Here is a 19,080-nt window from a genome sequence, read left to right on the forward strand (position 1 = left end):
ACAACTTGCCACACGATGTCTTCTTTGAGAATCGTTATAGCGATAAAACACTATATACAATACAAATTGACGTCAGGAGCGTTAAAACTATCAAATATCGACTTACTGCTTAAAACTCAAAAATGAAAACAGTAATGAAATCGCAAAAGCTATAAAACAGAAGAAGGTGCCTTTTTAGACACCTTCTTTTTTGTGACTTAGAAAATATATATACCATGCACTCTCAAGTTATTTAGCTTTGAATTTGTTTCACTTAAACCCTTTGTAAAACCCTTTCTCTTCCCATTAACAACCCAATGAAAGCCGCTTCGAATTGGGTTTGATTGGGTTAAACAAAGGCTGTGCATGAATAAAGAAAAAGCAATGAGTCATAGTCGATCTCATACAATTCCTATTTATCGAAATTCAATAATATTCCAAATGACGTTATTGTGACGAATTCATAATAATTTAATAATGCTTTGAATGTTTTAACAATTATCTTTAGAACATCTTTCTAAATAAATTGAACGAATAAAAAACTAATAATTATAAAATGGCAAACAGAAGAAATTTTATCAAAAATAGCTTAGGATTAGCTGCAGGGGTGTTAATTGCAAAAAACACCGGTGCGACTGAGAGCCTTTTAGGGTTGGGACAAACAGCATTTAAGTTCGAGATGGAACCGCTTGGTTATGCATTTAATGCATTAGAAGGGGCTATCGATGCGCAAACCATGCAGATACATTACGAGAGACATTATGGCGCTTATGTAAAAAATGCGAATGATGCTATCGTAGAAGAGAAAGTTCAAGCAAAAGATGCAAAGAGCATATTCAAGTCCATGGACAAATACAGTGCGAAATTAAGAAACAACGCAGGCGGTGCCTTTAATCATGCGATGTTCTGGAAGTTATTGCGCCCGGCAAAGGCTGATAATAAACCTAGCGGAACGCTATTACAAGCTATCAACAAAGATTTTGGTGGATTCGATCAATTTAAAGAGCAATTTGCTAAAGCTGCAACTTCACAATTCGGATCGGGTTGGGCATGGTTGGTTGTAGAAAATGGCAAGTTGAAAGTTGGCGGAACGCCAAATCAAGACAATCCTTTAATGAAAGGCGTGGCACTACAAGGTAAGCCAATCTTGGGCTTAGACGTTTGGGAGCATGCTTATTATTTGAAATATCAAAACAAACGTCCTGATTATGTAGGAAACTTCTGGTCTATCGTAAATTGGGATCAAGTACAGAAATACTACGACGCGAAGTAAATCGCTAAAAAGAAAATGCCTGAATAGTTAGTGCCTACACCCATACTATTCAGGCATTTTTCTTTTAACTAAATCTCTACTGTAAAGCCTGTGCAACTAACGAAGCCTCATCCAAGCTTATTTATTCCTTACTCTCCGCTTCTTCCAATTCAATTTTTGGTGGAATCAGCTTATAAACAACCGGCGTCACGATTCGGGACAACAATGTCGAACTGATCAAGCCACCAATCATTACGATCGCTAGCGGTGAGATCAAAGGATTTGACGACCATGCTATCGGCATCAAACCGCCGATCGCGGTGAGCGAAGTCAATATAATAGGAAGAAACCTAATCTCCCCCGCTTTCTCGATAGCCTCATTCAACTCCGTCCCTTCCCTTCTCAATTGATTGGTAAAATCGACCAAAAGGATGGTATTCTTCACTTCTATACCAGCAAGCGCAACAATACCGATCGTCGCTACGAAGGAGAGCGTATTTCCAGTAACGAGCAAGGCGAGCACAGCTCCTACAATTCCTAATGGAATAACAGAAAGCACGATCAATGTACTTTTAAAGGTTTTGAACTCTAAAATCAGTACGGCGATAAACATAAAGACGGTAATCAGGATAATGGTTCCAAAGCCTCCAAAAGCCATTTCTCTACTTTCGACTTCGCCGCCCATTTCATAGCTATAGCCCGCAGGAAAAGGGAATTTATCCATCTGTTCAATGACTGCGTTGATGACCTCATCGTTATTATAGCCCTTCTGCACAAAGGAGTTCACCGACACCGTACGTTCCTTATCGATATGATAGATATTAGAAGGCGAAACTTCGAACTCGAGACTAGCGAGTTGCGAAAGTGGAATGGCCTGCCCTGCGACATTGTCCACGAAGATCCCTTCTAGCGTTTCGAGGGTGGCATCCTGCGCGCGAGGAACAGAAACGATGATATCATAATCATTGTCGTCCTTATCAGGATCTGAATATGTGCCTACCTGATAGCCCGCCAATGCCACACGAATGGTCTGATCGATAGAAGAAGTCGGCACGCCTAAGGCCATCGCCTTCTCCCGATTAATATTTACCCGAATATCTGTCTTGTTGTTCTTGATTGGGTTGTTCACATACTCCGCTCCAGGAGTATTCTTCAGCAATAGTTCCGCTTTCGCTGCTAGCGAGCGCAACGTATTTAGATTATCTCCGAAAATACGTATCTCCACGGGCGAAATGACCGGCACGCCCTGCTCAAAGTTTCGCACTTCCACCTTCGCACCTAAGTAAGGCGTCCATTTCTTCCGCAAGTTCTCGATGATCTGAATCTTATCGCTGGACTTTACATCCTCATGCAATTGGACGAATATATCCGCATAGGAAACATTCTCCTGGCCCTGTTGCATATTGTAGTAAACCCGAGGATTCCCTTTGCCGACATTGGTCGTAAAGTACTTCACATCGTCCATCGCTTTAAGCTCCTTCTCGATCTCTCTGCTGATACGATTCGTCGTATGTATGTTATCCTGCAACTCACTACTGATATGAATCATAAATTGAGGCTTTTCCGAAGGTGGGAACAAACTAAAACCAACTACGGGAATCAAAGCTAAAGAGCCTAAGAATATCGCAAGTGCTATCAGGGTGGTTCTTCCAGGATGTTTCAGCGCTTTATCCAAAAATACACCATAGCTCTTATGAATGATATTCTGCATACCACGCAGAATCGCGTTTCCTCCTTCATGCTCATGCGGTTTGAGGAGTTTGCTGGATAAGAAAGGAACCACCAATAGGGCGATCAGCATGGAGCCGATTACGGAAGTAATGACGGCAATCGGCATGCTACGGATAAATTCACCCGCCATTTCGGGCATAAAAACTAATGGCATAAATGCAATAACCAGAGTAACCGTACAGCCCAGGACCGCTAAAGCTATTTGTTCGGTCCCTTTGATGGAAGCCTCCAAACGGCTATAACCTTCGCGCATCCAGCGCTCTATATTCTCAACGACGACTATGCTATCATCCACGACTAGCCCTAGGGCAACAACGAAACCTACGATACTCAACTGGTTCAAAGAGTATCCGAAAGAGTTCATCGCGATAACCCCCAGCCCGAGTGAAAGCGGAATAGCGATCATTACGACAAGGGAGGCGCGCGTTCCTAATGGTAAGAGCGTGAAAAGCACCAATACGATCGCGATGGCAAAGTCAATACCCAGCCCACTCAATCGCTTGTTGACATTGTTTGCCTGATCGAAATTCACGATCATATCGACATTATCGGGAAGCGATTGTTCAAACTTATCTAAGACCTTCTGATATTCCTTCTGAGTATCAGAAATATTCATCCCTATTTTCTGAGCGGCATTGATCAATACCGCGTTATAACCGTTCAGACGTGTGATATGGTTATTCGTTCCGAACGTTGGATAAACACTGGCTACTTCCTTCAAAGTAATATTCTTACCCTGCCCGCTGGCAACGATTGTATTTTTGATATCATCAATCTGCTGGTAATTGCCAGATGTCTTGACGCTGAACGTTTTGTCGCCCGCAATGACAGAGCCGGCCGGGATATTCTGATTCTCACTCTGAACCGATTGGATAATACGATTCATTGGAATGCCGAGTTCCGCTATTTTCGCCTGATCGATGTCAATACGGATTTGCTGATCCGGAAGCCCCGATATCTCAACTTCCTTTAATGCTTTAACCTTCTCCAGATCTTGTTTCAATTTATCAGCAAGCTCCTTGATCGTCGTCTGAGAAGCATTTTCCGAAACAAGCGCAAGCTGAATGACCGATACATTGGTAGGATCGATCTTTTGCACTTCCATGCTGTAGATATTCTCCGGAAGCTCCGGAGTTGCAGCGTTCAGCTCACGCACCAATTCCTGATATTTATCATCATAATCCGTTCCGTACTCGAATTCGACAAAGAAAAAAGCCACGCTATTATTGATGGTCGTTTTTATTCTTTTGATATCGTCCAACGCATAGAATCGAGCTTCCAAAGGCTTTACAATTAATTGCTCCATATCCTTGGGGTTCGTCCCAGGCTGAACAACAATGACCGGGAAGCTGACGGCTATCATATCTGGGTCCTCTGCCCTCGGCATGGTGAGCAAGGAGGTCGCAGCTACTAACGTGATCATAAGCAACATAATCATGGTGAATTGATAGTTCTTTATGGGATATTTAATTAAGCTCATGTCCAATCCTCCTATTTTATCACCTTAATTGGAGAGCCATCCTGTAAATAGGGCGATCCGGATACGATCAATGCGCCTGCCTCTTCCAATCCCGATTCAATAAGCACCTCATCCTTCTCCATAGAAGCGACTTTGACTTTCTGCTTTCTGGCGGTCTTTCCATCTTTACTAATGAAGACATAGCCCTCCGCTCCATTGCCATCTAATAAGGAAGAGAATGGGATACGCCAGCCTTTGCTAGCGCTGCTCTGGCTTACTGCAATCTGCGATTTACCAAATACCCCGGAGGCTAGTTTCCCGGCAGGTTTGCCTTGAAGCGCCACATGAATAGTAAATGTTCCTGACTGAGGATCTAAACCTTCGGACTTCTTAGCAACCGCAGCCGCTAGGGTATTATTCGGAATGGCATCCGTCTGAATGGTCGCTTTATCGCCCACCTTAATCTGCGGCCATTGGCTGTCGCTTACTCCAACTTTCAGCATCCAGGTGCCGTTGCTAGCGCCATTAACCTGTAGAACCGGAGTACCGGGTCCCACAACCTGCCCTTCATTAGCCAATTTCGCCAATACAAATCCAGAAACTGGAGAATGTATCTGTGATTGCTGTTGATTGAATCCTACTGATTTAAGGTCTTCCTGTGCCACCGCTAAAGCGGTTCTTGCATTCTGCAATTGTTCCAGGGTAGCTACGCTATCTCTGTAGAGTTTTTCCGCTCGCTCATAATCTCTCCTAGCCTTTTCCACACCCAATCGTGCTTGACCGGCCTTCGCATCTACCTCGGAAGTATGTACTGCCGCTAATACCTGTCCTTTACGAACAGCATCGCCCTCTTTGACGAATATACGCGAGATAACGCCGCCATTCTTAAATCCTAATAACGTTTCATCATCTGTTGTAAAAACGCCGGTGGCTTCCACCACACTTATCGTTCCGTTCTGCTGCAAGGGAACCAGTTTTACCGGAATAGTATCCTGAACCGGAATCCCTGCAGTACGTTCTGCCTGATGGCAGCTGCTCAATAAAAATATTCCGAATGCTATGCTTGTTAGTGTTGTTCTCATGTCTTGATTAGTTTAATGGATAGCTTGCAGTTTCTCTCTCGAATTTTGCCATAGCGGATAATAGTTTGTATGCCGCGATGTTGTTAGCCAATTTAGCGTTGGTATATTGCGATCGCGCGTCTATCGTCTCTAGATAAGTATTGACTCCCTCGTTAAACCCGCGCTGTATCAATCGTTGGTATGTAGCTGCAGCATCTAATTGAACTTTTGAGCTCTCAAAGTTCTTTTGGGTCGCGATCAGTTCATTTTTTGCCACACTTGCAGCTAGCTCCAATTGTTGTCGTGCCTGATCCAATTTATTCTGCGCCTCCGCGACAGCGATTTGATTTTCCTGAATCTTTAAGCGGTTTCTATTCCCTGCGAAGATGGGAAAGCTGAGCTGAGCGCCGATCATATAATATTGAGAGTTGCTATTGATGCGCAAACCTTCCGCCTGCGAACCCAAGTCAAGAAACGCACTCAACTTAGGAACAAAAACCTGTTTGCTCATCGCGAGCATAGTTTCCTGAATTTCGAGATTATCGTTGAGTGACTTCAATTCTTCCCGTCCATCAACTTCCACGGCTAAAGCCTCGCCATGGGATTGCAAATCCTTATTTTGGAGGATAAGATCAATAGCAGCGTCTGCGGGACGATTCAGCAGCGCATTGAAATAATACTGTGCATTGCGCAATTGCTGTTCGGCTTCAGCCAACTTAGCCTCATGTTGCGCAATCTCGGCGTTTGCACGGATGACATAGGCCGGCAAGCCTTTTCCCGCTTCCAGTAACTTCTCGTTCACCCGTTTTCCCTCACCTGCTAAGACGATTGCATTCTTATAGATAGCAACGGCATCCAACGCACTCAAATAATTAAAATAAGCCACTTTAATATCTTTTACGAGCTCACGTTGATATAATTCTATTTCGCGCTTCGACATCTTTACCATCGTCTCGCGAATCGTGCGATTATGTTTGATATCCGTATTGATGATAGGGACCGCCGTTCTAATTTTTGCGTCGTAATAGTTTTTGGGCAAGAAGTTGATCTGTTCGTTTTCGATTTGCGGGAAGTTCTGCGAATTGGTAAGTTGGTTGAGCGTAGCGTAGACTGGATTTAGCATATCCCCAATCGGTAAGTCAATTGATCTACCGCCATCGGCATGCGAATAGGTCAAATCAAACGTAATGTTTGGTAGAAACATGCTTCGTGCGACCTCCAATCCGTTCATAGCCTTCTTCAAAGAAAGATCCTTTTCGATCAACACCAAGTTACTATCCAAACCCTGCCTTATATATTGGTCAAGGATGGGCTCTTGTGCTTTAGAGGGAAGTCCTAGCAATATAAAAAAGGCTATGCTGTAAAACTGTATAAGAAAGGTTTTCATTATTAACAGTGTTAAGTTGTGATTTAATTTTTTTTTATTTTGTCTGCTCTATAAAAGACACATAAACTTCAAAGGTTTTATTAACTAAATCCCTTACAGTGTACTGCATCTCTAGCGTTTCAGTTATTTTACTTAAATGATTTGACAGGTAGAGCGTAACAAGACCATGTACGGCACCCCAAGCTTGAAATGCAACTAAATCCGTTTCCTTATCTTTAAACCATCCTTGCTCCTGGCACTGAGCGATAGTCAGGCGCAGAAAGTCAAACACACGTTCTCCTTCGGGCCATTGCTCCTCGATACAGTTAGCATCCAAGAATTCCATGGGCTCTTTCATCATAAACATAACCTGATAATAATCAGGATTACGGAAGGCAAAATCAATATAATTACGCCCTAGCGCCTTGAATCGTTGAAAAGGATCATCAACCGAATCCAAAGCCATAAACTGCTGACGTAGGAGTTGAAATCCCTCTTGATGTAAGGCATAAACAATATCATTCTTGTCTTTATAGTATAGGTAAATGGTTGTGGGGCTAAATTCGATTTCCTTGGCGATCTTCCGAATAGACGTAGCCTCATACCCTTCCTGTACAAACAACTTCTTCGCGGCCTCTAAAATGGCCAACTTAAGATCTTCTTTATGCTTTTGTTTTTTGTCTTTCATTTCTATTTATACCAAACAAAACTACTTAACACCGTTAAGTAATAAAAGCATTCTTTAATCTTAAGACATTCAAATGACAAATAACAACAAAGGGCCGTCTAACAGACGGCCCTTCTTCAACTAACCACAACTAATCTTCTTACTTAACCTCTATAAGTCTCTTTGCTACGATCGCTTCCTCTTTTTTACCGATTTTAACTTCTAACACGCCATTTTCATAAACGGCATCGATGTTCGAATAGTCAACAATTTCCGGTAAAGTGAAGGATCTTGAGAAAGATGTATAGCTAAATTCCTTTTTGCTATAAACTTTTCCTTCTTCTACTTTTTCTTCTTGTTTTTCTACAGAAATCGAGATAATGTTCTTATCCACATTGATCTTGAAATCTGATTTTTGTAAACCAGGAGCTGCCACTTCAATGCTGAATGCCTCTGCTGATTCTGTAATGTTTACTGCAGGAACTCGAGTTACTAAACGATCAGAAATAAATGAATCGTTGAATAAATTGTCAAACACGTTGTTAACAAATGGGTTCACTGCATCAGTGTTGTAAGATTTTCCAGGTAATTTAATTAATGCCATTTTATATTTCCTCCTTATATTTTTTACTTATTTATTTTTTAAAATCAAATACACTAGCTACTATTCAACTTATGTACCAAGCGAATTTAGAAGCAACAAACTGCTATTTTGACACTTAAACAAGGTTTTAACAAGTCAAAATGTCCGAACAAAACAGTTAAGCGCTCTTCTTTCTAGAAGATAACGCAAAAATTATTCGGTTTAATATGAGGTAATAAAAGTTTAACGTTGAAAGGAAAGTGAGACTACCGAGTTCGCCAAATCGCCACCAAAAGGAGGATTCATCTTTTTAATGCTAACATCAATTTGCTCCAAATAAGCATAGCCTTCTAATAACTTATTGAGTATATCTTCAGCTGCGGACTCCAGTAACTTCCGGCGGGGGCTCATCACTTCGGCTAGTATCCGATATAAATCTTCGTAATTGAGGGTATTGTTAAGGTCTTCGGCATCTGGATTTTTGAAGGGGAAGCTCACAGATACATTCACAAAAAACTCGTTCCCTAATAATTGTTCTTCTTCGTAGAAGCCAATAGGTGAAAAGAAACGTACGTTATCGAGTGCGATTTTCTGTGTTATCTGAGCCATTATCAAAAGTTTAAGCGGATATTTTAAGATAAAATTAGACATATTTCTTATATTAACCTAAATTAACTTAAACCTATGAACAGATTCAGCATGATATTAGCGTTAGTAGGCTTGGCCTTTACCACGAACGCGCAGACTAAATTTCAACCGCAGGATACCGAATTCTATGAACCAAAAATTCGTGTGGTAACGACGCAAGCCAACGCTGCCCCTAGCGATGCAATCGTATTATTTGATGGCAGTAACTTAAACGAATGGGTAAGCGAGAAAGATAAATCCAGCGCGCCGCAATGGACCATCAAGAATGGTGTACTGACGGTAACTCCAAAGACCGGCGGAATTCAAACGAAGCGCAAATTCGGCGATATGCAATTGCATATCGAATGGAAAAGCCCCGAAGTTATCAAAGGTGAGGGACAAGGTCGCGGCAACAGCGGACTATTCCTGAGCGATGGAGCCTACGAAATCCAAATCTTAGACAATGACGATAATAAAACTTATGTGAACGGACAAGCGGGCAGTTTATATAAACAAGCACCTCCCTTGGTCGAAGCGCGTAAACCTGCCGACGGATGGCATACCTATGATCTTTTATATACAGCACCAAAGTTCAATAAGGACGGACATCTAATCAAAAGAGGGCAGGTTACATTATTGCACAATGGTGTCGTGGTTCAATATAATACAGAACTGCAAGGAACAACAGAGTACATTGGTCTACCTAAGTTAAGAGTACATGGACCCGGCTCCATATCGCTCCAAGATCATGGCGATTTAGTAAGCTTTAGAAATATCTGGGTACGGGAATTATAAGCAATCGGTTTTGAAACGAGGATAATCAGAAATCAGGATAAAAATAAAGAGCCATATTCAACTATGGCTCTTTATTTTTATACTAATCTTTTAAAAGCTTCACTTCATAAAGATCTTTTCGACGGTCGCGTAAGATCTTCACCGTTCCGTATTCGTTCAGATCCTTCAAGGCATATAAATCGACGTCCGCAATCAATACCATCTCGGTATTTGGTGTTGCTTCGGCCTTGATTGCATTATTTGGGAACGCAAAATCGGAAGGCGTAAATACGGCCGATTGGGAATATTGAATATCCATATTATTCACTCTCGGCAAGTTGCCCACCGAACCTGCAATAGCCACATAGCATTCATTTTCAATCGCTCGTGCCTGTGCACAAGAGCGGACACGGATATAACCGTTCTGCGTATCCGTCATAAAAGGTACAAATAGGATCTGCATCCCTTGATCTGCCAGAATACGACCTAGCTCAGGGAATTCCACGTCATAACAGATCAATAATCCAATCTTACCACAGTCTGTATCGAAAACTTTAATCTCATTTCCGCCGACCAAACCATAATACCGCATCTCATTAGGCGTAATATGCACCTTCTTATACGAGTCTAAGCTACCGTTACGATGGCATAAATAAGAGACGTTGTATAACTTACCTCGCTCCATCAACGGCATCGAACCGGCAATAATATTGACGTTGTAAGAGACTGCGAATTGCTGTATCTTTTCAATGATTTCCTTGGTATGTTCGGCAAGTTTCTCCATCGCCATACGCTCCGGTAACTCATTATACGGGCTCATCAATGGGGTATTGAAAAATTCCGGAAACATGATGAAGTCTGTACCATAATCACTTACGGTATCAACGAAGAATTCTACTTGGTCATAAAACTCCTGCAGGTCCTTGAACAAACGCATTTGCCATTGCACCAAGCCCAAACGAATAGTACGCTTAGAGGCAGAGCCCGAACGCGAGTCTGGCTCATAGTAGATGTTGTTCCACTCCAATAACGTCGCCACTTCCTTCGACTCAGTGTCTTCAGGCAGGTAGTTCTTTAGCACTTTCTTTACGTGGAAGTCATTGGAAAGCTGAAACGTAAGCGTTGGGTCATAAATTTCCTTGCGCTTCACTTTCTCAATATAAGTACGCGGTGTCATCGAATCCGCGTAATTATGATAGTTCGGAATACGTCCGCCGGCAACAATACGCTGCAGGTTCATTTCCTCACATAACTCCTTTCGCGCATCATATAAACGTCTACCCAATCGTAATGAGCGGAAATCCGGATGCACAAAGACCTCGATACCATACATGGTATCCCCTTCATAATCGTGCTTATCGAACTTTCCGTCGTCGATTATCGAGTAGTATTTATCGTATATATTGGTTTTGCTCGAGTCGATAATAATGGATAGCGCACAAGCTACCACCTTTCCATTTACCTCCACTGCAATTTGCCCCTCCGGAAATATATCGATCAAATCGACAATATTCTCCTTCGTCCAGGCATCTCCTACTAATCCATGATAAGCTTCCTCCATGGAAGTCTTCAAATCCTTGTAATCTCTCTTACTTAGGTTCCTTACTTTAATATCCATATGTTACCGAATATAATACAAAAGCCATTCCACTTATTGGGTCAGAATTGAGTTTTTAGCCGTTAAATGATGATGATTTTGAACCCTGCAAAAATATAAAAATTCGAACCAACGGAGATTTTATTTTTACGGATATCTTAATTTTCAATGGATTAGCAGAAGGAAAAGTTAAAGTCTTAGCCTGAATTTGAGTTTACTGGAATTGAAACTTTGGCTTTTAGTTTAGCTGCCAGAGATTACTCTACTTTAAATTATTAGATTTTCTGAAGCGGCCTGTATCCATATTCTATTGGAAATGCGATTAGTTAAAGCAAATGTATAGCTCTTACTAACCCAAATAAAAGCCCTTTCCAGACGGTTTTGATTTGGTTTTGTATTGGGTTTGAATTGGGTTAATAAGGGTTTAGTGTCGAACTAGTTTCGACAAATGGACGATGAAAACTTATTACGTCTACTTCTAAGCCTTTATTCGTAATAATATTTGAGGGATATAAAAACACTATTGAATTGATGAGCGTTTTTAAAAAAAAGCCTAGATTGTTAATTGCAGGATCTTCTTTTAGTTTAAAATCAGGAGGTTAGATTACCGTATTTAACGTTTGCCTTACTTATAAATAAGAGTTGCCACTACTCGAAAATTCAAACAACTTAAATAATCAACTAATGTTAATCCGGCATAGGAAATCGACGGATCTAATGAATATTTTGAAAAGTATTCGAAGCAAAAAATCTTGACATTAAACAATATTATTTGACAAGAAAAACTCTAAACATATAGCAATATCCTTATTTTCAAACTAACTAATTATAAACCTTAAAAATTATCAAATGAATAAGTTGTATTTATTTGCGCTACTGTTACTTTTTACCTCATGTACCAAAGAAGAAGATGAGACGAATGAGTATGCTACCGGGAACGATAAAGTTGGTATTGTTGGCAAATGGAAATTAGTCGAGTATGTTACTGTTGATAGTTGGGGAAATTATGTGACACAAGATAAAACTAGTGAAAATTATGTTATTTCTTTTGACTCTTTAGGTAACTCTACTGATTCGCGAATTTCCTGTGAGGGGAAATACTTTGTTGTTGAAGACGCATCAGAGCCTGAAAATAAACGAAATATACTATCAATATCTTTTGATTGTAATAAGACAAATACTGAAATAGATTTACGAGATTATAAATATAGCATGGGTTTTGCAGACAATAACCGTCTTGTTCTGAATGCAATACCGTGTATTGAAGTTTGCGTATATGAATTTAAGCGATTGAAAGATTAGTGTTCTTTAGCTATTTGCAATAATAAAAAGCCCCGCTTAAACGAGGCTCTCATATGGATTATTAAATAAATTTTAAGCGTTTTTGCATTCTTCCTGCATTGCTTTTTGGAAATTAAATGCAGATTGCATGTTATACCATAACTCGCCTGAGGTACCGAGTGCTTTACCAATTTTTATGGCAAGGTGCGCGGAAATATCTCTCTTTCCTGCGAAAATGAGACTTAAATTGTTAGGATAGATACCAATCTGTTTTGCAAAATCCTTTTTTTGAATTTGGCGATATTCTATCTCTTCTAATAGTAATTCACCTGGGTGAAACGCCTCGATTTCTATTTCAGCACCATTACTATTCAAGACCTGATTGTTCATATTTTATTAGATTTTAATTCCCCTTGCAGGTTCCAACTACAACGGAAATAAGTTTTACTTTTTAGCGTAATGAATAAAGTCTATACGCTATTAAACCTTTTAGTAGCTAAAGCAAATATAAAACAACCCTAGATTATCCAAATGTGATAATTATCATTTTTGGATAATAGCTGATATATTTACAATCTACAAGCCCGCTATCATTAAGTGATTCTTGGTTTTTGAACATTCTATTCTGATTTCCACCTTCAAAGCCAACTTCACATCCCCCAAATGTAAGTTTCTAATAGTGATATGAGATATTGCTAAAACAAACTACCAATATTTCGATTAAAGTGTAAGACCTAAGTTTGGCTTTTAATTTTAAGATCATCTATAAAATATAATTGCAACAACAAAAACAGATAAATAACTTAAAACAAAAATTGTTAACGGAAAAATCCTGTATTTAAAATGATGATGTTTCTTAAAATAAAGAGTATTAAGAAGGCCTTTCTTAATTATTTTACGTTCGATGTAATTTCTAAAACCGAACATAATAAATGATACACATACTACAACAAACAAAGCACTCATTTTTGGAGCAATATTTAGTGCGCATAATTTTATTATAACTAAATACAATGAGACTAAAATGAAGCTAATTTGAGTTAAAAACAAAAATGATGTGCCTGATAATATCACTTTTTTATTTTTCCCTGCGAACCATTGTGATAAATATAAACTTTGAATTAACATGTTTTTTTTATTAATCTCTCCAAATAGGTGATGTTCTACCAACCGCTTTCTCTATTTTATCACTAAAATCGAAAAAATAATCTCCCACTCCATAAATAGCAATTCCTGTTAATACAACAGGAGCTCCAAATGCAGTAGCAACTCCCGCTCCAACTAATAAAGTTCCATTAACAACTGTATATGCATCCCATGTTTTGTTTTCAAGTTCATATACTATTACTCCAACAGATAGCACAGTTCCAACAGCTCCTACTTTACTAAGTAATTTTCCTGCGGAGTTTGCAAAAGCTTTAGTATTTTGAAATATTTTACCTGACTTAATGCCTACCGTCAACCTCTTCTATGTCTATTACATCTTTTTTAGTGTCAAAATCTTTCCATTTATCCTTATCCATATCACCAGCCCGTACAGTATCTAATCCCAATGGATCCATAAAACTAATTGGATTATTCATAACATGATATAAGGACTGAGATTTTGATGAACTTCAGCAAGTGGATCTATTACATTCCATCTCCCAATCTCGGCATCGTAGAATCTAAATCCGTAATCCTGCTGTCCTCCTAGTTCCTCTTGCACTTCATTTCCATTGTAAAGATATTTATTTACAGCAGATACTACAATAGCTTTTGCCTTACCAAATGGATAATAATCATCGTTTTAACGAATGGATTAGATAGAGCTAAACGCAAAGATTTTGAGAACTTTAAAAAGTTTGGGTGAAATATTTCAGGTGTAATTTCTATACCTTTTGGGGGGTATCGTATAAGTCGTATCTACTGAAACAAACTTATATTAATTAAATTTACCATCTACAAGTCCGCTATCAATAAGAGATTCTTGGTTTTTGAGCATTCTATTCTGATTTCCACCTTCAAAGCCAACTTCACATCCCCCAAATGTAAGTTTCTCATAGTGATATGAGATATTGCTAAAACAAACAACCATTTTCTGTACAAATAAATAGTATATATTTAATAATTAAATTTTCTATAACTTTCAAAAATATCGAATTAAACATATGTAAAAAAGAATGGTAAAAAAGCACCTATTGGAAAAGCTGTCTGATAACGAATTATTGTTGTTCCTGCAGCCTCAAAGCAGAAAAGTTTCCGATGCCATTAAGTATGCAAAGGAAATCTTAATCGAAAGGGGGCATAAATTTTCAGAATCAGAAAGCAAAAGAATCGATGATCTGATCAATACGAAACTTTTGGCAGAGAACGATTATCCAGAAGAAGTGCCTGTACTAGGACTTGACAGGTGGCTTCCTAAAGAAGATATTAATCATACAGAATCTAAAACAAGCTACAACCTGTATTCCGATAGGACAATAGCGTTATTCACTATAATTTTTGGAGTTTTTTTTGGATCCGTTCTACAAATCTTGAATTTCATAAGAGTTGGTAAAGTCGGATTTGCAATGATAACCTTGTTTTATTGCATTCTTTTTTTGCTTTTCGTAAATCAATATCAGGAAATTGTATTTGATTTATTCAAGAAACTTGAAACGAAAGGTCGACTACTATCTGCACATACGCTTATTGGACTTATAGGATATGCGGGATTGAATTCAATTACAATAATAGGGTATCCAAAAGATTCCGTATATGGTACGAAAGGTTTTATTGCGCCTATGCTCATCAGCATGGTTGCTATATTGCTCTATGCAGCGATCCATGCTATTGACCCCGAACTAACAAGACATTTAGGATTGGACTTTCTATTGGGAAAGACCTATAATTAAAAATTAAGACTTACTAAAAAACTCCAAAACAATAGAAGCTGCCCTTTTGGGGCAGCTTCACTCATTTAATCTTTCTATTCATTGGAGATCTCCACGATCTCAAACCTTGCTATAAAGTCTAAAATTTACGCTTCGCCTTTTGTTCCGCCAAAATTCAGAGGAAATGCGACATCTTTCGAGTCAATCTTTCCATTTTGACCTTCAAATCGGTTAATATTATCTTGCAGCGCGGTCATCAGGCGCTTGGCATGCTCTGGAGTTAATACAATTCTAGATTTCACTTTCGCTTTCGGCACACCTGGCATGATGCGCACAAAATCGATTACAAATTCCGTGTTGGAATGTGTAATAATCGCTAGGTTCGAATATACCCCTTCCGCAATATCTTCGTTTAGCTCGATGCTAATCTCTTGACCTTCCGGGTTGTTTACATTATTGTCTTCCATGGTTAATTGGTTTTTTACTATTATTTACTAAATGTTCTAAAGTCCTGATCTTTCTCGATGGAAAGTAGTACTTCATAAATCAATTTGATCACATTATCTACGTCGTCTTTATGAACCATCTCCACCGTTGTGTGCATATAGCGCAAAGGTAAGGAAATCAATGCAGATGGTACCCCACCATTTGAATAAGCGAACGCATCGGTATCCGTTCCAGTATATCTGGAAGACGCTTGACGTTGGATTGGAATATTGTTCTTATTCGCCACTTCGATCAATTGTCTATTCAAATTGATCTGTACCGCAGGGGCATAAGATACCACCGGACCTTTACCGCAGGCTAGATCACCCTGTGTAATTTTATTGATCATCGGTGTATTTGTATCATGCGTTACGTCCGTGACGATAGCCACATTGGGTTTAATATATTGCGCGATCATCTCTGCTCCACGAAGCCCAATCTCTTCCTGTACAGAATTGACGATATATAATCCAAATGGAAGTTTCTGCTTGTTTTCTTTTAGCAATCTCGCTACCTCCGCAATCATAAAACCACCGGCACGGTTATCCAATGCACGACCTACATAGTAACGGTTATTTAAGACCATAAACTCGTCTTCATAAGTCACTACACATCCGACATGTATGCCGAGTTCTTCTACCTCTTCTTTCGAGGTGCAGCCACAGTCCAAGAAAATATTCTTTAGGGTTGGCGCTTCTTCCTTCTCCCCCGCGCGGGTGTGAATCGCCGGCCAACCGAATACCGCTTTCACAATACCTTTATCCGTGTGGATATTCACACGTTTGGAGGGTGCAATCTGATGATCAGAACCACCATTACGAATAACGTAAATTAAACCATCCTTCGAGATGTAGTTTACAAACCAGGAAATCTCATCGGCATGTGCTTCAATGACTACCTTGTAGGTTGCCTTCGGATTGATGATCCCTACTGCTGTTCCGTAGTTATCAATATAGGTGTCGTCCACATATGGTTTCAAATAATCTAACCACATGCGCTGCCCTTCCCATTCGAAGCCTGTCGGCGATGGGTTGTTGATATATTTTTCAAAAAAAGCTAATGATTCTTCGGTCACAACGGTAGGTGTAGATTCCTCTTTTATCTTCTTCTTTGCCATCATATTGTTGTTAATTCTTGCAAATTAAGTATTTCCTTAATTTTCGCAAAAATAAAAACCGAAAGCTTATCTTTACCGAACAATAAACACAATTATGCAGGATTTATTAAGCTATATAATTTGGGATCCTAAGCCTGAAATCTTTAAAATTGGCTCTTTCGGCCTTCGTTATTATTCCGTTTGCTGGTTATTGGCATTTGCTGCTTCATATTACTTTATGTTAAAGGTATTTAAGAAGGAAAACAAATCTCAAGACCTTTTAGACAAGCTTACGATCTATATTTTCGTCGGTACGTTAGTAGGTGCTCGTTTAGGGCATTGTTTATTTTACGATTTCGAATACTACAAGGATCATATCCTAGAAATTTTTATTCCGTTCCAAAAAGATCCTGCCGGCAATTGGCATATGACTGGTTTTACAGGACTTGCGAGTCATGGCGGTGCCTTAGGAATCCTGACCGCGATGTGGCTCTTTTGTCGCAATACCAAAACCGACTTCATATGGCTTGCCGACCGCTTGGTGCTAGTCGTGCCGATTGCCGGTGCATTCATCCGCCTGGGTAACTTCTTCAATTCGGAAATAATTGGAAACCCGACAGAATTACCATGGGCAGTCGTATTCAGCAATATCGACAACATCCCTAGGCATCCGGCACAAATGTATGAAGCGATCGCCTATACGCTGATCTTTATTCTCTTGTGGAGCATGTACCAAAAGAATCATAAACCTATTCCAGGCAAACTTTTTGGTCTTTTCTTAATTCTATTATTTGGAGCCCGCTTCGTAATCGAGTATGTGAAGATAGATCAGGTCGAATTTGAAGCAGGCATGTTGCTGAATATGGGACAGATATTGAGTATACCGTTTATTTTGGTTGGAATATTTTTGTTACTTCGAAAACCAAAGGAAACTAAACGCGTTTAAAATACTACATTTGCCCTCCCTAAAAAGAGGGCATTTTTAATACTATGCAAAAACTGAGAAACAATAGAAAGGTCACACTGCTCATCTTGGGGCTATTGTCGGCAATCGGTCCATTTTCTATAGACATGTATCTACCGGCATTTGAAAATATTGCTAATGACTTCAACAGTCCATTAGAAAAAGTTCAATTGTCCTTAACCAGCTTCTTTATCGGTATTGCATTTGGCCAGATTATCTACGGTCCCTTATTGGATAAGTTCGGCAGGAAGAAACCCCTACTGGTCGGTTTAGGGATTTACGTGGTCGCGTCGATCTTATGCGTATTCACACGCGACATCAATCACTTAATCTTTCTACGCTTTTTACAGGCCTTAGGAAGCTGCGGAGGGATGGTCGGTGCCCGAGCTATGGTAACCGATTATTATAACAGCAGGGAGGCTGCAAGGGTGTTCAGTTTGCTGATGCTCGTGATCGGTATCTCCCCTATTCTTGCGCCGAGCGCGGGAGCGATGTTATTGAACTACTTAGACTGGCACTATATCTTTCTTCTGCTAGCAATCATGGCATCTTTGATTTTCTTGGGAACCATGTTCCTACTGCCGGAAACCTATGCCGGAAATAAGAATTTATCGCTTGCTCCGAAATCTATTCTCCAAACCTTTTGGAAAGTACTGAGCAACAAAGTGTTTATCACCTATTGCTTGATCGGATCCATTGCTTCATCGGGCACTTATGCTTACCTGGCAGGATCTTCCTTCGTCATGCAGAAATACTTTGGATTGGATAAAAGTCAATATGGGCTTGCATTCGCCTTCGTTGCCTCGGCCATGGTCGTGGCAACACAGTTGAATCGATGGTTGCTGAAGAATCGTACGAGTGCAGACATTAGTAAATACGCAAACATCTGGCAAGCAGCTATCGGAGTTTGTATGATTATCGCCTTGGGGGCTGGATTTTTGAGCTTTCCAGTATTGTTGGGATTAATCTTTCTCTTCCTTTTTGGTTATGGTTTTATCTTTCCGAACACTTCCGCGATTGCATTATCACCTATGCGCCATCTCGCTGGTAGTGCTTCAGCACTATTGGGCTGTATTCAAATGGCAATCGGGGCATTTTCGTCCGGGATGGTAAGTGTATTGCACAATGAAACACCGTGGCCAATGCTTTCGGTCATGTGTGCCGGCGCGGTAATCTCTTTGATTCTGCACCTGATCGCGAGACGGACGGTAAAGGTAGATTTATAGAAATGTATGAAAGTATATAAAAGATAAGGGGCTGATTATCGTCAGCCCCTTATCTTTTTTTTCTGAAAGTTATTGT

At 39.9% G+C, this 19,080-nt stretch carries 19 protein-coding genes; 6 read left to right on the forward strand and 13 right to left on the reverse strand.

The window, feature by feature from the left end; translation table 11 throughout:
- Positions 1 to 535: 535 nt before the first annotated feature.
- The gene (locus B2400_RS03035) at positions 536 to 1,252 is read left to right on the forward strand and encodes a superoxide dismutase (protein ID WP_293930679.1); all 717 of its coding nucleotides are present in this window, start codon (positions 536 to 538) and stop codon (positions 1,250 to 1,252) included.
- Positions 1,253 to 1,373: 121 nt separating this feature from the next.
- Here the strand turns inward: B2400_RS03035 and B2400_RS03040 are convergent, their stop codons facing one another.
- The 6 genes from B2400_RS03040 to folB form a co-directional block, all read right to left on the reverse strand.
- Entirely contained in the window at positions 1,374 to 4,442 is a 3,069-nt protein-coding gene (locus tag B2400_RS03040) for an efflux RND transporter permease subunit (protein WP_293930680.1), read from the reverse strand.
- Between the two features lie 11 nt (positions 4,443 to 4,453).
- Positions 4,454 to 5,503, reverse strand: coding sequence for an efflux RND transporter periplasmic adaptor subunit (locus B2400_RS03045; RefSeq protein WP_293930681.1), 1,050 nt, complete (start codon positions 5,501 to 5,503; stop codon positions 4,454 to 4,456).
- 7 nt (positions 5,504 to 5,510) lie between these two features.
- Positions 5,511 to 6,869, reverse strand: a complete 1,359-nt coding sequence (locus B2400_RS03050) for a TolC family protein (RefSeq protein WP_293930682.1) — start codon at positions 6,867 to 6,869, stop codon at positions 5,511 to 5,513.
- A 34-nt stretch (positions 6,870 to 6,903) separates the two neighbouring features.
- Positions 6,904 to 7,536 carry a TetR/AcrR family transcriptional regulator gene (locus tag B2400_RS03055; RefSeq protein ID WP_246172275.1) on the reverse strand — a complete coding sequence of 211 codons (633 nt, stop codon included), beginning with the start codon at positions 7,534 to 7,536 and terminating at the stop codon, positions 6,904 to 6,906.
- A gap of 139 nt (positions 7,537 to 7,675) precedes the next feature.
- The gene (locus B2400_RS03060; RefSeq protein WP_149526739.1) at positions 7,676 to 8,119 is read right to left on the reverse strand and encodes an Hsp20/alpha crystallin family protein; all 444 of its coding nucleotides are present in this window, start codon (positions 8,117 to 8,119) and stop codon (positions 7,676 to 7,678) included.
- Positions 8,120 to 8,341: 222 nt separating this feature from the next.
- On the reverse strand, positions 8,342 to 8,707 hold the full coding sequence (gene folB, locus B2400_RS03065) for a dihydroneopterin aldolase (protein WP_293930686.1): 366 nt from the start codon (positions 8,705 to 8,707) through the stop codon (positions 8,342 to 8,344).
- Positions 8,708 to 8,782: 75 nt separating this feature from the next.
- Between folB and B2400_RS03070 the strand changes: the two genes are divergently transcribed.
- Positions 8,783 to 9,520 (forward strand): 3-keto-disaccharide hydrolase, encoded by a 738-nt coding sequence (locus B2400_RS03070; RefSeq protein WP_293930688.1) that lies wholly within the window; start codon positions 8,783 to 8,785, stop codon positions 9,518 to 9,520.
- A gap of 82 nt (positions 9,521 to 9,602) precedes the next feature.
- On the opposite strand, the gene B2400_RS03075 is transcribed toward B2400_RS03070, so the two are convergent.
- Positions 9,603 to 11,117 carry a carbon-nitrogen hydrolase family protein gene (locus B2400_RS03075; RefSeq protein WP_293930690.1) on the reverse strand — a complete coding sequence of 505 codons (1,515 nt, stop codon included), beginning with the start codon at positions 11,115 to 11,117 and terminating at the stop codon, positions 9,603 to 9,605.
- Between the two features lie 828 nt (positions 11,118 to 11,945).
- Here B2400_RS03075 and B2400_RS03080 point away from each other — a divergent pair.
- Entirely contained in the window at positions 11,946 to 12,398 is a 453-nt protein-coding gene (locus tag B2400_RS03080; RefSeq protein ID WP_293930692.1) for a hypothetical protein, read from the forward strand.
- 72 nt (positions 12,399 to 12,470) lie between these two features.
- Here the strand turns inward: B2400_RS03080 and B2400_RS03085 are convergent, their stop codons facing one another.
- The 4 genes from B2400_RS03085 to B2400_RS03100 form a co-directional block, all read right to left on the reverse strand.
- The gene (locus tag B2400_RS03085) at positions 12,471 to 12,767 is read right to left on the reverse strand and encodes a HigA family addiction module antitoxin (protein WP_293930694.1); all 297 of its coding nucleotides are present in this window, start codon (positions 12,765 to 12,767) and stop codon (positions 12,471 to 12,473) included.
- A gap of 748 nt (positions 12,768 to 13,515) precedes the next feature.
- The gene (locus tag B2400_RS03090) at positions 13,516 to 13,839 is read right to left on the reverse strand and encodes a hypothetical protein (protein ID WP_293930696.1); all 324 of its coding nucleotides are present in this window, start codon (positions 13,837 to 13,839) and stop codon (positions 13,516 to 13,518) included.
- A complete protein-coding gene (locus B2400_RS03095; protein WP_293930697.1) occupies positions 13,823 to 13,960 on the reverse strand; it encodes a hypothetical protein in 138 nt (45 codons plus the stop codon). Before B2400_RS03095 ends, B2400_RS03090 begins: the two co-directional genes overlap by 17 nt.
- On the reverse strand, positions 13,957 to 14,130 hold the full coding sequence (locus B2400_RS03100) for an RHS repeat-associated core domain-containing protein (RefSeq protein WP_260040902.1): 174 nt from the start codon (positions 14,128 to 14,130) through the stop codon (positions 13,957 to 13,959). Before B2400_RS03100 ends, B2400_RS03095 begins: the two co-directional genes overlap by 4 nt.
- Before the next feature lie 409 nt (positions 14,131 to 14,539).
- On the opposite strand from B2400_RS03100, the gene B2400_RS03105 reads away from it, so the two are divergent.
- Positions 14,540 to 15,253 (forward strand): hypothetical protein, encoded by a 714-nt coding sequence (locus B2400_RS03105; RefSeq protein ID WP_293930698.1) that lies wholly within the window; start codon positions 14,540 to 14,542, stop codon positions 15,251 to 15,253.
- A gap of 125 nt (positions 15,254 to 15,378) precedes the next feature.
- Here the strand turns inward: B2400_RS03105 and B2400_RS03110 are convergent, their stop codons facing one another.
- Together B2400_RS03110 and B2400_RS03115 are read right to left on the reverse strand one after the other, a co-directional pair.
- A complete protein-coding gene (locus B2400_RS03110; protein WP_149526747.1) occupies positions 15,379 to 15,699 on the reverse strand; it encodes a DUF3467 domain-containing protein in 321 nt (106 codons plus the stop codon).
- 20 nt (positions 15,700 to 15,719) lie between these two features.
- Positions 15,720 to 16,835, reverse strand: coding sequence for a M42 family metallopeptidase (locus tag B2400_RS03115; RefSeq protein WP_149527737.1), 1,116 nt, complete (start codon positions 16,833 to 16,835; stop codon positions 15,720 to 15,722).
- 94 nt (positions 16,836 to 16,929) lie between these two features.
- On the opposite strand from B2400_RS03115, the gene lgt reads away from it, so the two are divergent.
- Both lgt and B2400_RS03125 read left to right on the forward strand, forming a co-directional pair.
- A complete protein-coding gene (gene lgt, locus B2400_RS03120; RefSeq protein ID WP_149526748.1) occupies positions 16,930 to 17,760 on the forward strand; it encodes a prolipoprotein diacylglyceryl transferase in 831 nt (276 codons plus the stop codon).
- Positions 17,761 to 17,804: 44 nt separating this feature from the next.
- Positions 17,805 to 19,004: a multidrug effflux MFS transporter gene (locus B2400_RS03125; protein WP_149526749.1), complete on the forward strand. Its 1,200-nt coding sequence runs from the start codon at positions 17,805 to 17,807 to the stop codon at positions 19,002 to 19,004.
- Positions 19,005 to 19,080: the final 76 nt, after the last annotated feature.

Source organism: Sphingobacterium sp. UBA6645 (assembly GCF_002455685.1).
GTDB lineage: Bacteria > Bacteroidota > Bacteroidia > Sphingobacteriales > Sphingobacteriaceae > Sphingobacterium > Sphingobacterium hotanense.